General features: G+C 43.9%; 13 protein-coding genes. 2 read left to right on the top strand and 11 right to left on the bottom strand.

Translation table 11 applies throughout. The features are described 5' to 3' along the window. Positions 1–191: 191 nt before the first annotated feature. Positions 192–1718, bottom strand: a complete 1527-nt coding sequence (gene bchB / locus V7L07_RS15860) for a ferredoxin:protochlorophyllide reductase (ATP-dependent) subunit B (RefSeq protein ID WP_334708090.1) — start codon at positions 1716–1718, stop codon at positions 192–194. A gap of 22 nt (positions 1719–1740) precedes the next feature. After that, the gene (locus V7L07_RS15855) at positions 1741–1872 is read right to left on the bottom strand and encodes a hypothetical protein (protein WP_335059358.1); all 132 of its coding nucleotides are present in this window, start codon (positions 1870–1872) and stop codon (positions 1741–1743) included. Positions 1873–2524: 652 nt separating this feature from the next. Here V7L07_RS15855 and V7L07_RS15850 point away from each other — a divergent pair. Continuing rightward, a complete protein-coding gene (locus V7L07_RS15850) occupies positions 2525–2905 on the top strand; it encodes a hypothetical protein (RefSeq protein WP_335059356.1) in 381 nt (126 codons plus the stop codon). 241 nt (positions 2906–3146) lie between these two features. Here V7L07_RS15850 and V7L07_RS15845 read toward each other — a convergent pair whose 3' ends face one another. The 5 genes from V7L07_RS15845 to pipX all read right to left on the bottom strand — a co-directional run bounded on the left by V7L07_RS15845 (position 3147) and on the right by pipX (position 8809). After that, positions 3147–5822 carry a DEAD/DEAH box helicase gene (locus V7L07_RS15845; protein WP_335059354.1) on the bottom strand — a complete coding sequence of 892 codons (2676 nt, stop codon included), beginning with the start codon at positions 5820–5822 and terminating at the stop codon, positions 3147–3149. Positions 5823–5955: 133 nt separating this feature from the next. Beyond that, complete coding sequence (gene proC, locus V7L07_RS15840; RefSeq protein ID WP_335059352.1) at positions 5956–6789, bottom strand: pyrroline-5-carboxylate reductase; 834 nt, start codon at positions 6787–6789, stop codon at positions 5956–5958. 106 nt (positions 6790–6895) lie between these two features. Further along, positions 6896–7498 (bottom strand): cell division protein SepF, encoded by a 603-nt coding sequence (locus tag V7L07_RS15835; protein ID WP_334824567.1) that lies wholly within the window; start codon positions 7496–7498, stop codon positions 6896–6898. A gap of 367 nt (positions 7499–7865) precedes the next feature. Further along, a complete protein-coding gene (locus V7L07_RS15830; RefSeq protein ID WP_335059350.1) occupies positions 7866–8534 on the bottom strand; it encodes a YggS family pyridoxal phosphate-dependent enzyme in 669 nt (222 codons plus the stop codon). Beyond that, positions 8531–8809: a transcriptional coactivator PipX gene (gene pipX, locus V7L07_RS15825; RefSeq protein WP_069068710.1), complete on the bottom strand. Its 279-nt coding sequence runs from the start codon at positions 8807–8809 to the stop codon at positions 8531–8533. The genes V7L07_RS15830 and pipX overlap by 4 nt, the downstream gene beginning before the upstream one ends. A 347-nt stretch (positions 8810–9156) precedes the next feature. Between pipX and V7L07_RS15820 the strand changes: the two genes are divergently transcribed. Continuing rightward, positions 9157–9369, top strand: a complete 213-nt coding sequence (locus tag V7L07_RS15820; protein ID WP_335059348.1) for a hypothetical protein — start codon at positions 9157–9159, stop codon at positions 9367–9369. 360 nt (positions 9370–9729) lie between these two features. Here V7L07_RS15820 and V7L07_RS15815 read toward each other — a convergent pair whose 3' ends face one another. From V7L07_RS15815 to psaK, 4 genes are all read right to left on the bottom strand, one after another. Next, positions 9730–10647: an energy-coupling factor transporter transmembrane component T family protein gene (locus V7L07_RS15815; protein ID WP_335059346.1), complete on the bottom strand. Its 918-nt coding sequence runs from the start codon at positions 10645–10647 to the stop codon at positions 9730–9732. 145 nt (positions 10648–10792) lie between these two features. Continuing rightward, positions 10793–12163 carry a ribosome biogenesis GTPase Der gene (der, locus tag V7L07_RS15810; RefSeq protein ID WP_334776391.1) on the bottom strand — a complete coding sequence of 457 codons (1371 nt, stop codon included), beginning with the start codon at positions 12161–12163 and terminating at the stop codon, positions 10793–10795. Positions 12164–12467: 304 nt separating this feature from the next. Continuing rightward, a complete protein-coding gene (locus tag V7L07_RS15805; RefSeq protein ID WP_335059344.1) occupies positions 12468–13664 on the bottom strand; it encodes a site-2 protease family protein in 1197 nt (398 codons plus the stop codon). 661 nt (positions 13665–14325) lie between these two features. Beyond that, positions 14326–14580, bottom strand: coding sequence for a photosystem I reaction center subunit PsaK (gene psaK / locus V7L07_RS15800; protein WP_335059342.1), 255 nt, complete (start codon positions 14578–14580; stop codon positions 14326–14328). Between the last annotated feature and the right edge of the window lie 102 nt (positions 14581–14682).

The raw sequence follows: 14682 nt of genomic DNA, 5'->3' as shown, positions 1-14682 counted from the left end.
TTTCTGTTGGATTTCCTGAAAATATTCAGGATTTACTTACGCAAACGTAAGGTTTTGTTGTCATTGCGATCGCTCGCGTAGCGTCTCCCTGCGTAAGTGCTGTTATGGTAACAAGGCGAGATTATTTCCAAAAAATGGGGGTAAAAAGTATATAACTCCTCACCCCTCAATCTTCTCAATTCAACTCTAAACTAGGCTCCGACAGCTTCCTTGGCGGCGTATAACACTTCAGCGTTAATTTCTTTGAAACCGCGATCGCGGGCAAATTTCTCAGTATTCCGCTTGACTTTACCGCGAACAAATCCCGGAATCTTATTCAATTCTGCTTGACCATCTTTTGTCCAGTTGAGGTCAGAATCAGCAGAAATCCCCCTAGTAATCACTTCTTTGGTATCATGACCGCCGAAGATTTCTAACAGGTGATCTTCCATTCCCAAGGTGAAGGAATTGTAGATCAAATCTGTAATCTGATTCGTCCCTTCATAACCCATAAATGGTTTGTAACCGATGGGGAAGTTTTGGACGTGGATTGGTGCAGCAATTACACCGCAAGGAATATCTAAGCGCTTACCAACATGGCGTTCCATTTGAGTGCCGAAAATGGCGGAGGGTTCGACACGAGCGATCGCATCCCCAATTGCACCATGATCTTCGGAAATTAACACTTCATCACAATACTCGCTCACCTGTTCGCGGAACCAGTCTGCATCATATTTACAGTAGGTTCCAGCCCAAACAACGTGAATCCCCATTTCTCGCGCCAGAATCTTGGTAATGGCGGCGGCGTGGGTGTTGTCACCAAAGACCACAGCTTTTTTGCCAGTCAAGTTTTGACAGTCAATGGAACGGGAGAACCAAGCAGCCTGAGATACATACAGGGTTTGCTCATTGATGAAGTTTTCATAGTCAACTTCAGCACCTTGAGCGTTAATTACCTGTTGAATCTTGCGAATACAACGGGCAGTTTCCACTACACCCATTGGAGTAATGTCTATATAAGGTGTGCCAAATTGTTCTTCCAGGTAACGGGCTGTAGTCAAACCGAGTTCACGGTAAGGCACCAGGTTAAACCAGGCTTGGGACATCTTCTTCAAGTCATTCACCGAAGCACCTTCGGGAATTAAAGTATTTACTTCAATCCCCAAGTCAGCCATCAGCCGTTTGAGTTCGGTGCAGTCGTGATTATTGTGGAAACCAAGAGTGGTAGTACCGATAATGTTAACTGAGGGTTTTGCTGTTTTGCCCTCAGGCAATTCGCCGCGCTTACGGGCTTTTTCAATATAATATTGAACGATTTGATCCAAAGTGCGATCGGCGGCTTGGAGTTCGTTGTAGCGGTAGTGGTTTACATCCGCCAGCATTACATCTCCTTTTGCTTCCAACTGCGCCCGTTCCACAAAGTTGTGCAGATCCTCTTGCAAAATGCTAGAGGTGCAGGTGGGAGTTAACACAATCAAATCTGGGTGTTCCTCAGCATCCTTACGGGTGATGTTATCTACTACCTTCTCTTGGGAACCACGTGCCAAAACGTTGCGATCGACAACACTGGTTGTCACTGGAGTGAAATCTCTCTCCCGCGATAACATGGAGCGCATGACATTAAAGTAGTCATCGCCAATGGGAGCGTGCATGATCGCATGAACATTTTTAAAAGAACTAGCAATTCGGAGAGTGCCGATGTGGGCTGGGCCAGCATACATCCAGTAAGCCAATTTCATGTTTGTGTTTTCCCTTGTCAACTCAAATAACTAAGTAAGTGGGCGTAAAAAATATCCGATAGACCCGATCGCCAAACCCTTCGGTGCGTAGTTTACCGCCGTAGGCATCGCGCCGCGTGCCGTTGGCAGAGAAGGGGAGTAAGATTAAAGCCAAGGGGAGGGGGTCTTATTATATTTAATTCAGCCCATCTACTTATCAGTGCTTGATTATTAAATCGTTTCTGATTTTCTCAAACCTACTGGCTAAGAAAAAATAAGGTTTGTTGCGGGTTTTCGGGGAGGTGATATGGCTGAAACTCAGTTAATGCTTGGGATGAGGCTATCTATATAAACAATATTCCTATTGTTTATGTAAAAAAATCTTAATGTTCCGGTAAATTTGTTTATAATAGCAGTTCTTAGTTAATTTCAATACATACCTAACAAGAACATCCCCTTCCCTGGTTGCCGCAGGTACTTATCCAAAACTTCGATTATTCCCATCAAATATAGCAATTTCTGGCTTCCATTTATCATTTTTGCCAATAACTAACGTACTAATATTTAGCCCAACTAGTTTATCGATTAAGTGCCTGCTAGCTTCATGAAGGTAATCGCTGAGTACATACAAGCGTGGACTCTGGCGAAAGGTCTTGCTTCTGAGTATTATTGTTTATTTATACCTACATAATTAGCGATCAAACTGTGTAAATATGGAACTTTCTTAGGTAATAAGTGTCAATAAAACTATTCTCAGCAAAATTCACTTGAAGTTTGAAAGTGAATCGAATACCCTAAGCTAGTAGACAATTTTCTCAAGGAAATCTATGAACAAAAAAATTCTTCTGAATTTGCTTTCCACTTCCTCAATTTTTGTGTCGATGATGTCTACGCTGGTGGCATTTCATCCTGCCCATGCCAGTGGTAGTATTACACAGCGATTAATGCACACACAAGACGGTCGTACCTGTATCACTAATCCACATGGTGGACAAGATTTTGTGTGCATTCGAGATTCAGAGAGAAAACGTCCGTATACCTCTAAAAGTGCCTCAACTATTGTCACATCAGTATCAGATCGAAATGTTGCCATGTTGAACTTTACTGAAGAGGAAAGTGATGCTGCAATTAGGGTATTTGGCTGCGACTGTCCATTATGTATAAATTCTTTGCGTCAGTTACAGGGTACTGGAAACTTGGTGTACTAAGATTGAATCGTGTTGATAGCGACCATAACTTTTGTTAGATACACGTGATTAATCACGTATAGAAGATATACAAAACCAAAAAAGCATTTTTAACGAAGTACCACTACTATTATTTGGTTAAATGTAAATTCATTGTAGAGGCAATTCATGAATTGCCTCTACAGCGTCTAATTTTGCTTAAATCCTGAGAGAAAAAGACGCAGAAATTCTCAAGTACTCTGTGTGCGTAAGAGCGTCTTGTTTATTCAACCACTTCATTCACTGGGAATCGATCAATTAGCTGCATCGCTCGATAGGCATTGCGTTGGAAAGAGTCTGGCAAATGGGGAACGTGGGGTATCTGCGACAATAAATCCAACGTCCGGCGTAAAATTCTCACCACATCGCCTTCATCTAAAGTGGTGTTCTCGCAAAGTTCTGTCCACTCGATGCCTAGTGCCCATTGTTCCACTATGGCAATTAACTCAAATTCCAACCATATAGGCAGCGCTACGTTATACCGCCGTTGTAGTTGGAACATTTGGCGACGAATTCCCCGCAATTTTGCCAAAGCTTCTGCCACTTCATTGCTGAGGTCAAAGTTAACTTTGCTATCTGGACGGGGCGTTTCCATCACTAAAGCCGCTGCTGCTGCTGCTAAATGATGCGGATCTAAATTGTCTAATTCACCACTGGCGAATACTAAACCCAACCACAATTCATTCTCACCTCGAATGGCGGCGGCGATTCGCCCTAATACTGTGGGCACTAGGTTATCTAAAGCGCCAAAGTGTTGCAGAATTGCAATTAAATTCAGAAACTCTTCCCAATGACGTTGTGACTGTTGCTCTACTTGCCCTTGCAACTGTTCAAGTTCGGCTTCTAGTTCGACATAGCGGGCCCGGCGCTTGAAAAGCGTTGCCGCATTGCCTGATTGATGTAGGGGATGAGCTTCTAATTGCTCTTGGACGGCGGTAGTGCGACTGAGTTGTTCTGCTACTTCTGGAGCCAGATGCAAAGATTCTATCGGATTGGGGATACGCGATGCGATCGCAAATGTTTCTTGATTACCACGGCGCGACTGTCCTGGCTTCAAAGGCATCTCTGGCGGTGGTAGCATATCAGGCGGCACTTCAACTCGCGGCAGTTCGGCATACAAATCAACTACATCGCCGCTGGTTGCCACATACCAACGGTTATCGTGCCCCAAGCATACCAAGTAAGGAGCTTGACCAGAACCAGGCGATTTTCCGACTAACACTGCGGTTACGGGTGTAGATACGGTGATATTTTTACCCTTGAGACTTAACAGAGTCCCTGACACCGCAAAGCCCAACATCATCACCAATTCTTCTTGGCGATCTTCTTGTGCTTGCTCTTGCAAGGTTTTCAATATTTGGCGTTCTACTTTCAGCCGTTGCCGCAATTTTTCATAAACAGCCAGTTCATTTTCATCAACTGCGGCGATTTGCTCATGTAGTTGAGCTAATTGGGTTTGTAATTCGGCAATCTCATCGTATTCCGGTCTTAAATGCAAGGTGGCCATGTACTGCCCAAAACTGCGCTCTATGAGTTCCCTGGTTTGCTCTAGGGTATGCGTTTGCAGCAAGTTGAGTACCATGCCGTAACTGGGCGTAAACTGGCTTACTAGGGGGTCTGGCTTGGATGTTCCCAAATATGCAGCTTCTTTGGCTCCTTCAAAGGGAGTTTGGACTGTCACCACATGACCTTGTTTATCCATCCCCCGCCGCCCGGCTCGTCCCGCCATTTGCAGGAATTCCGAAGCGTTTAACAGGCGGTGTCCAGTGTCAGTCCGCTTGGAAAGGGTAGAAATTACCGTTGTCCGAGCAGGCATATTAATTCCCGCTGCTAATGTCTCAGTGGCGAATACTACTTTAATCAGCCCTTGCTGAAATAGTTCTTCTACCAGTGCTTTCCAAGCAGGCAAAATCCCGGCGTGGTGGGCAGCAATTCCCCGGTATAGGGGGGCAATTTGTCCAGAACGCCCCGCTTCAGGATTACGGGCTAAAAAGTCATCAATCTGTTCCCGTAAAATTTGGGACTCTTCACTATTCACCAGCCATAAATCTCCCACTTCTGCCACCGCTTTATCACATCCCCGGCGGCTGAAGATAAAGTAAATCGCTGGTAGCATATCCCGTTGCTCTAACTGACTGAGGGTAAAAATTATACCCGGAGCCTCTGGTCTACCACTTCTCCCTTTGTCCCTTTCTCCCCCTTTTCCCTTCTTCTTCTGAAGGCGGGGGTTAATTTTGGTTTTGCTATCATTCAGCAGGGGAAATAACCCTTTAGGATTGCAAAAGTGAAATTCTAAGGGGACTGGGCGAAAATCGGAGTAAATCAGGTCTGTTGGCCCGTGAACGCGATTTAGCCAGTCGGTGAGTTGATCGCTATTGGCAACCGTTGCTGAGAGGGCTGCCAGTTGCACTTCACGGGGACAATAGATGATTGATTCTTCCCAAACAGTACCGCGCTGGCGATCGTTCATGTAGTGGCATTCATCAAGGATTACCGCTTCCACATCTACCAATGAGATGCCGACTTGTCCAATGGGTGTACCGTAGAGCATATTTCGGAAAATTTCTGTGGTCATCACCAAAATCGGCGCATCCCTGTGAATGGAGGCATCTCCAGTTAACAGACCGACTTGATCAAACCCGAATTTTTCTCGAAAGTCACGTAATTTTTGATTCGACAGCGCTTTTAGAGGAGTGGTGTAAAATACACGTTTTCCTCGCGCCAAGGCACGGTAAATAGCGTATTCCCCGACTAATGTTTTGCCCGAACCTGTAGGGGCACATACAACAACAGAGCGTCCGGCGTTCAGGGACGCGATCGCTTCTTTTTGAAACTGATCCAGATCAAAGGGAAATATAGTCCCTAAGTCAAGTTCTGGAGACGGTGCAGGATAATTCACTCAATCACATTTGCAACCAGATTGTTTACTATACTAACGAGTCTTTTGTCAACTTCGTTAGGTTAGGAGTTAGAAGTGAGGAGTTAGGAGTTAGAAGTTAAAACTTATAACTCCTAACTCATAACTCCTCACTTTATTTTCCCAGTTCTTGCGATCGCTCTGTGGCAGCTTTGACTGCTTCAATTAAAGCAGAACGAAATCCTGCTTGTTCTAGCTTGGCAATCCCGGCAATCGTTGTACCACCGGGGCTGGTAACACGATCTTTGAGTTCTGCTGGGTGCATTTTGGTTTCTTGCAACAGTTTCGCTGTTCCCAGTACGGTTTGCAAGGCTAGTTGATTGGCAATTGCTCTAGGTAAACCTGCGGCGACTCCACCATCTGCAAGTGCTTCTACTAACAGTGCCACGTAAGCGGGGCCGCTACCAGATAGGCCTGTAACTGCATCCATCAGCGCTTCTGACACTTCCACTACCTCACCTACAGCAGAAAAAACTTGCTGTGCTATTTGGTGATGCTTGGCATTGGTATATGCACCTGAACAAATCGCGGTAACTCCCGCTCCCACAGTGGCCGGGGTGTTGGGCATTGCTCTAATCACTGGCAATTGCACAAATGCAGCTTCTAGCTGACTCAAGGGCACACCTGCCAAAATAGAAATAATTAGGGGTGAATGTTCTCTATAGTTTTCTCTATTAAGAATATCAACAATATGTCCTAATTCTTGAGCGATCGCACTAAATACCTGCGGTTTCACTGCTAAAAAGAGAACTTCTTTTGCTTCGGTTAAAACTCGACTATTATCTGTCGTCACAGCGACATCGTACTGCTGTTTTAAAAAGTCTAAGCGTGAAGATAGCGGTTCGCTAACTATGACTTCTGATGATTGATAAATTCCACGCGTGATAAGGCGGGATAAGAGCGCTTCTCCCATTACCCCACCACCAATTAAGCCAAATTTTATAGTCATTAGTCATTGGTCATTAGTCATTGGTCATTAGTCGTTTGTCATTTGTCACCATGAGCAAAACCCAGGACAAATGACAAAGGACAAAGGACTAACTACTAATTTAACTTTATTGTGCCATCCGGTTAGTTTCGTTGCCCCAGGTTTGATTTGGAGTACCTGTAGTCGGGCGAGATGGACGTACCGGTGGTTGTGGTACTTCATGAAGAACGCCACCTTGGGTGCTAACTTGGACACAGCTTGGCGTAAACAAAAAGATGCTCTCACCGATGCGCTCTTGATGTCCATCTAGTGCGTAAGTACCACCTGCAACAAAATCTACTGCTCGTTGAGCTTGATCTGGGTCCATGATTGTCAGATTTAATACCACTGACTTCCGTTCACGCAGCGCTTGAATTGCCTGGGGCATTTCTTCAAAGGTGCGTGGTTCGAGTACTAAAACTTCCGAAATTCCGTTAATTGCTCCTGGCATACCAATCACATTCCCCATTGGCTTTTGACCTGCTGTCATATCATCTCCCATTGTAGGCACTGGTTCCCGCCAGCGTCGATTTTGAGCGGCTGTGCTTTCTTGTGGTGCTGGTTGGGGATTTTCTTGCTGATACAGATTTTGGTAATTATTATCTGTTTCTGGTTCTTCTTCGTAATACTCGTATTCCACTTGCTCATTTAGACCCACAAAGTCTCTGAGTTTGGAAAAAATGTTGTTCATTGTGTGTGTACTCTCCTGGTGCGAATAGCCTGTATTGACTTGGCTGAGGATTAGTTGAGATAGGAGCGCTCGCTACATCGGTGGATACTTCAGCAAGTGTATTGCTAGTTGTAGCCCATACTACGGGTTTTGGCGATGAACTGACACTTATTGGAAAGGTCTGTGCATCGCCTAAACATAATAATGAGTCAAGATTATATCCTAAGGTTTATCCGAAGGAAACTCCTTTATACCTCATTTTCTCTTGGCGATTGCTCTTGTCAATACTATATCCTTTGTTTCGGATTGCACCAGTCTGTGACAAAATTCTTGTCAACAAATCCTTAGCTTCTATTAATACTGCCCTGCAAGGCTGATGATTAATTAGCTAATAGCGATCGCCAAACAAGATTGTTCCTAATCGTACCATCGTTGCGCCTGCTTGCACTGCCAGTTCGTAGTCGCCTGACATACCCATAGATAGGTGCTGCATTTTAATATGCGACCAGTTTTGCTCTTGGATTTCTTTGGCTAGCTCACGATTGCGATTAAACACACTGAGAATTTCGGAATCATTTAATCCTGAAGGCGGAATTGTCATCAAACCTTGAATTTGTAAACTTTTGTATTGATTCAGTGTGGGTAAATCAGCTAAAAGTTCTGGCACACTCCAACCAGACTTGCTGGGATCGGGGAGAATTTTCACTTGCAGGCAAACCTGGGGACTCACTCCTAGCTGTTGCGCCAATTGGTCTAAGCGTTGTGCCAGCTTCAAATTATCTACGGAGTGAATCCAAGGGAATTGTTCAATGGCTTTTTTGGCTTTATTGCCTTGTAAATGTCCAATAAAGTGCCAGGTAATATCCGGTAAGTCTTGCAACTCGGCTTGTTTGCTGGCAGCTTCTTGGATACGACTTTCCCCAAAATCACGAATTCCTGCGTTGTATGCAGACCGAATGGCCTGGGCAGAAACTTGCTTGCTAACAGCAATCAGTTTGACTGACGTTGGTAGTGAGGAGCGAATAGTAACAATACGTTCGGAAATCGAACTGTTCATTGGAAGGTGCGCTGGAAAACACTCTGAAGCTGATCGTACTCCTGAGAATGCCCACTGCGCCGCAGGGTACGTAAGCGATTTTCCAACATCATTCTTGCCTCGGTACGTCCTAGAGACTGGAATTTGACACCTTTAACGTCATTTGCCACCAAAAAAAATAAGCGCTGGGCATAAAGTGTGGTGAACAAATCCTGGTTTTCATCAACCATACAGATTTTGTAGAGTAAACCCCAAGTTGGATGGTTTATGTAAGTTTCTGCGTTTTCTGGATTCATTTAAGAGTCAAGGTGTAGTCAAGGTGGAAGTTGGAAGTATATATATCTTTTCGCAGTAAATTCCAAACATTCAGACGATAATACCAACATTCGTCAGAATATTTGGTTAAAATGCGAAACTGCGGTTACGAAGACCTTGATCTAGTTCCTAACGGGCAGATGAAGCTAGTGGTAGTGAAGCGCAATGGTACAACAGAAGCCGCGAAGCGTAGATTCAAAGAGTAGAGGCTGTTCGACAAATATCACCATCTGCTTTGGTAAGTTCGATTTACCAATCTGTGGGGACAAGGCACAAAATATTCCCGATCCTCTGGTTGAAAGCTCGACGTAGGAAGGAAAAACACCCTTTGAAGTTCCCAACGGCAACGACGAATTTTTCAACTTCTTTCCATACTGCCACAACTGTCGCCCAATGGCACAAAATTGGGGATTGGGGATTGGGGATTGGGGACTGGGGACTGGGGACTGGGGACTGGGGATTGGGGATTGGGGATTGGGGATTGGGGACTGGGGATTGGGTACTGGAAATAAAAATATTATTTATGCAAAAAGTTTATTGATTATCCAGTATTTCCAGTGGTGGAATCTGTGCCTGAGCATTGTGCAGAGATTCATAAGGGTGTCGGTCAAAAATATTGAGATTAGTTTGTAGTGTTCGAGTCAGGCTGGTTAATAGCTAAAATCTACAGGAAATGCTAGGGGATCAATTTTATGGCTGGGTAGCTGTTCAATTTAACCTACCATATTGTTACTTATAGCTCAATACTGTTCGGTTAAGGCAAGAGCAAGAGACGCGATGAATCGCCGTCTCTACAATAATTAGTCTTTGGTAGAGACGGCGATTTAATGCTTTGTTTTACTTCTGACTCCTGAATTCTGAATTCTGCTGTATTACTTCTTACTATTTTCTCGGCACAAAATTAGACCTGAGTTCCTATAGCTAGCCGGATTCCCCAGAATAATATTAAAATTGCGATCGCCAGCCAGTCACGCCCTTTTAATCGTAAGTCGTGCCACTGCACTCGATGCTCATTAGGGCTGGTAAAACCCCGTACCATCATGGCATTTGCCATTTGATCGGCTCGTAAGAGGAGATTTTCTAAAAGTCTCTCTGCAACTGTCATCCAAACCTTGAATGCTCCTTTTAATCCCAGCTTTTTCCAATTAATTGCTCTTGTCATCACAGAACGAAATAAGTTTTGCACTTCTTCTAAAACCAACGGAATAAAGCGTAAGGACAAAGTTAAAGTCAAAGCAATTTCTGTAACAGGCAACTTGAAGCGTCGCAAGGGTTGCATTAAGCTTTCTATGCCAGATGTGATTTCTTCTGGTGCGGTTGTCAACAGATAGAGGTTAGTGCTGTAAATTACGGTAAATATAAGTGTACTCAGGCGTACTGCCAAACTTAAGGAGTAGCGAGTCACTTTAACCGGGCCTTTGTGAAATAGCACGTAGCTGTATGCTTTTTTCTCTGCTAATGGCTCTTGAATATTATTAGAGAATGCTTGCTGGGTTAAGATTTGTTCATTAGCTGGTAGGCGTGACTGATAATCTACACCCAGTCCATCAGGACTGATAGCTGCGATCGCTAGCACAAAAAACGATAGCATTAATAACCAACCCATTTGCTGCTGCCATACGCGTCGAGGAATTCTCGCAATCAAGGTGGCAATAATCAATACTACCACCAGCAGCACCCGCCAATTGTTGTTGGCTAAAACATAGCTTGTTAAAAAGCTCATCAACCAGGCGAATTTGACTCGCGGATCGATTTTATGCAGCCAAGTTTGGGGTTGTTCTAAATAAAGTCCAAGTGGCAGCGATCGCAATAAATCCATTTTAGAGTTATAGAGTTAGGAGTTAGGAGTGAGGAGTTAGGAGTTTTGACTTTAACTCATAACTTTCACCTTCTGCCGCTATCAAACTCAAGTCGATAGGGTTCTATAGTTAGCAATTTTGACTTTAACTCATAACTCTTAACTCTTAACTTATTTTGACGCGAGTTGCTCTATTAACATTACCACTTTCGGCATCACGGACTTTTTTGCTCCGCCACAGTAAAATAATTGGTGTGCCTTTAAATCCTAGCTGTTGACGAAATTGCCGTTCAATATAGCGGCGGTAGTTGTCGTTGAAGCGTTTCGAGTCGTTGACAAATAGGGCGATCGTTGGTGGTTGGCTACTGACTTGTGTACCATAATAAATCTTGCCCTGACGCCCACCACGGGATGCTGGCGGTGAATGCCAACTGACGGCATCTGTTAAAACTTCATTAATTACTGATGTGCTAACACGGCGTTTGTGTGATTCAGCCGCCGTTTTCACCAATTCTAAAATCTTTTCTACCCGTTGTCCTGACAAGGCACTCACAAAGATTGTTTCTGCCCATTCGGTAAAATGTAACCGTGATTGCAGAGTTTTTTCGTAGTCGTAGATTGTGTAAGAGTCTTTTTCGACAGCATCCCACTTATTTACGACGATGATGCAGGCTCGACCTTCTTCGATAATCCGCCCAGCTAATTTTTGGTCTTGCTCGGTGACTCCATCTACAGCATCTATTACTAATAAAACCACATCAGCGCGGCGAATCGCTTTGAAAGCACGGTTAATACTAAAAAATTCTGTGCCGTATTCGATGTGTTTCTTTTTGCGAATACCGGCAGTATCAATCAATCGGTAGGTTTGTCCGGCTCGTTCAATTACGGTATCAATAGCATCGCGGGTAGTACCAGAAATGGGGCTGACAATTGCCCTTTCTTCGCCGACAAAAGAATTGAGTAAGCTCGATTTACCCACATTCGGGCGTCCCACAATTGCTACTTTGATTTCATTCGTGTCTGGGATGTCTTCAATAGCAGGGATGTGATTAACTAACTCGTCAAGTAACTCTCCTGTGCCACTGCCATGAATTGCGGAGATGGGGTAAGGTTCGCCCAACCCCAATTCCCAAAATTCGGCAGCCTGCATTAAGCCTTGTTCTGTGGATTCACATTTATTTACAGCTAGTAGCACAGGTACGCGTTGTTGGCGCATCCATTCAGCGATTTCTAAATCTGCCGAGGTGGGGCCTGTTTGACCATCGACGACAAAAATAGCGCCACAAGCTTCTGCAAGGGCTGTCATTGCCTGTTGGCGAATCAGTGGTAAAAATTCGGTATCATCATTAAAAACTAAACCACCAGTGTCTACCACTAAAAATTCGCGACCATTCCAGAAAGCTGGAAGATAAGTGCGATCGCGTGTCACTCCCGGTTCATCATGGACAATCGCCGTTTGTTCCCCGGCGAGTCGATTAACCAGGGTGGATTTGCCCACATTTGGGCGTCCGATAATTGCAACAATTGGCAGTGCCATAAGACCAGGGTAAGTGAGAGGTGTAGTATATCACGTTCCTACATTTTACTCACTTTAAACTGGAAGTTTTAATTTAATTTTTGGGGATTGGGGACTAGGAAAGTAGGAAAGAAAAGATGAGTAAGATTTGGTTGGGTTTCAATGCCCAATGCCCACGTATTCAGTGATGCCATACTTTGAAAAATAAAAAAGGTAGGAAGTCCTACCTTTTACCCAAAAAAAGCATTTTGTAACCAAATACCAAATTAAATATCACACACGCTTTTGACGTATCTATTGCAAACCTATGACGAGTGTGTGACGTTTAATTTGTAGTCGACTTCGCGATTACTCCCAGTTGTAACCCCGGTGGATAGCTACCTTCTGACTTGATGCGCTTAATTTCAGCATCGGTGATCTGCAAATTTAACTTTTGTGCTAGCGATCGCACAATATCCCCCCGATCAATTACACCAGCTACGGCACCAGCAGGAGAAAGCACGGTAATTCTAGGTAACTGCTCATTTTCTAGCTTGTTAATTACCTCAGCGATTGTTGTTGATTCTGCAACGCTGGGTATTTCTGTCAGGGGATGCACTATGCTGTGCAAGGTTTTGGTTTCCCATTCACCCCTTTGGGTTAAACGGAAATCGTCAATGGAAACTAGACCCCGGTAACGTCCATCAGAAGCAGCAAAATAAACCTGTGAGGGAGCGGTTTCTAAGAGATATAAATCGGCAAAGGAACGCAATGTCTGGTCAGCATCAATGACGCGAAAATCACGGGTCATCGCATCAGCCGCTACGACTTTGAGTAGGCTTTCTTGCAAGGTAGTCATGTTGTCATAGTTGTTAGCGTTGCGGACAGCAAACCAACCTAACAGCGCAATCCACAAACCAACTACTAACTCTCTGGTGACAAAATCTACAACAAACCCTAAAGCGATCGCACCATAACCCAATATTTGACCCGCTTTTGCAGCCCAGTGTACGGCTTGAAAACGATTACCTGTGATTTGCCATAGTGCTGCTTTTAACACTTGCCCCCCATCTAGAGGTAAGCCAGGAATCAGGTTAAATAAAGCCACTACTAAGTTAATTCTCGCTAAATCTCCGACCATGACACTGAGGGGATTAGTCTCAGGAATTACAATAACGGCTAGACGAAGCATGAAAAATAGGATGATACTCACCAAAGGGCCAGCGATCGCTACTTGAAAGGCTTTGAAAGGAGTTTTAGATTCTTCTTCAATGGCAGCAATCCCGCCAAACATAAATAAGGTAATTGAATTAACTCTAATGCCTTGCGATCGGGCTACCAAGCTGTGACCCAACTCATGTAATAGCACCGAACCAAATAGCAGTAGTGCCATGACAATTCCAGCACTCCAAGCGATTATATTTCCCCATTCTTGATAAGCTACCCCAAAATTGAGAGTTGCCAACCCTAAAATCACAAACCATAAAGGGTCTAAAAACAGGGGAATTCCAAATAATGACCCAATTCTCCAATTTGTTTGCATTATATTGTCCTATAACTAGATATCGGCAGTACTTTTTATACCTACATACTATGCATATTCGTACATACATTTATATTGAGCATCAATTTGGTAGTGCCGAGTGACGTAATGCTCTTATTTCTAGAATAGACAATTAATGCATATCAAACAATTTTGGATTTTAGATTTTAGATTTTAGATTGACCTCAGCAATTAAGTCGGAGGTTGATCAATTAATTTTAGGTTTTGGATTTTAGATTGATTCTCGCGTTCAAATTTACTTGCGTTCAGACCTTTTTTAATTTGGAATTTTGAATATTCAATTTCATTATCCAAAGTTTAAAATCTAAAATTCGGTGAGCAAAACTCTAAAGTTAAGCATTGAGAATTGGGCATGGGGCAAAACAGTTCCGAGTTCCGAGTGCTGAGTGGGGAATCTCACTTCTTTACTCAGCACAGGCTAAACGCCCCGCTACCGCTAACAGCACTTTTGAGGGGTATGGGGCATTAAAAAGAGGCAGAGGGGCGGAGTGCGGGGTTCGGAGGGGAAAACTCTTCTCCCTTGCTCCCTGCTCCCTGCTCCCTGCTCCCTTGCCTCTTCCCGGCTCCCCCTGCCCAGAATCGTTTTTAGGAGTTGTGTATTGCTTGCGACGTTACAAGTAACACCTCTGTCATCACAAAACTACAGACGACCGATGTTAGTCAATCCTAAAACAATACCAATACCGATAATATGACCCAAAGCCAGCGCACCAACGAATGTTGGAATACTAATCGGCAGAATAGGGAACTTGGGGCCAACTAGGGGTTTTTCAATCTTAGTACTTAGTAAAACTATTACTAAGCTGCTGACGCTGATGATGATGCCGACTGTGGGATTCCACACAGGTGTTGCAGGAACAGATGCAACTACTGCTAATAAAATAGAGGAAATCAAGCTTTTGTCTCCTGAATAGAAAAGTTAACGTAGACCTACAAGATTATAAAATTACAAGGCCCAAAAGTTTTTTAGATAGTTTAGACTTTTTTGATAATTAGT

It is taken from the genome of Nostoc sp. (genome assembly GCF_036916985.1).
In the GTDB taxonomy this organism is placed as follows: Bacteria; Cyanobacteriota; Cyanobacteriia; order Cyanobacteriales; family Nostocaceae; genus Nostoc.
Note: the sequence above shows the minus strand (reverse complement) of the source record. Positions and strands in the feature narration are given on the sequence as shown.